Here is a 481-nt window from a genome sequence, read left to right as displayed (position 1 = left end):
CAGAATGAACATCCGCATCTTCCTGTTGAAAGTCGTCGTCAGGCAAAGGGAACTCGCTTCCTGTGGCAGCACAGCGATAAATGGATGACCGAATCCAGGCAGGAAAAGCTGATATGGCTGCGTGCGCAGATGAAGCTGACGAGCCTGTGCTGGGCGCTGAAAGAACTGGCAAAGGATATCTGGAGCAGACCATGGAGCGAGGAAAGACGCAACGACTGGCAGAGATGGCTGTCGCTGGCGGCCAACAGTGACGTCCCCATGATGAAGAATGTGGCTAAAACGATAGGGAAAAGGTTGTACGGTATCCTGAACGCCATGCGCCATGGCGTATCAAACGGAAATGCGGAAGCACTGAACAGCAAGATCAGGCTGCTGAGAATAAAAGCCAAGGGCTACCGCAACCGGGAGCGCTTTAAGCTGGGAGTGATGTTCCACTATGGGAAACTGAATATGGCGTTCTAAGCCTTCCCACCATGATCGG

The 481-nt window shown here is 53.0% G+C and carries 1 protein-coding gene; it reads left to right on the top strand.

From position 1 onward, the window contains the following. Positions 1-462: ISL3 family transposase (locus tag BHE85_RS18490; protein WP_052939195.1), on the top strand; the 462-nt coding region annotated here is incomplete at its 5' end. Positions 463-481 lie beyond the last annotated feature (19 nt).

The sequence above is a fragment of the Shigella sp. FC1567 genome (assembly GCF_001743015.1).
GTDB classification, from domain to species: domain Bacteria; phylum Pseudomonadota; class Gammaproteobacteria; order Enterobacterales; family Enterobacteriaceae; genus Escherichia; species Escherichia coli.
The sequence above is the reverse complement of the archived record's forward strand: the minus strand, read 5'-3'. Positions and strand labels throughout refer to the sequence as shown.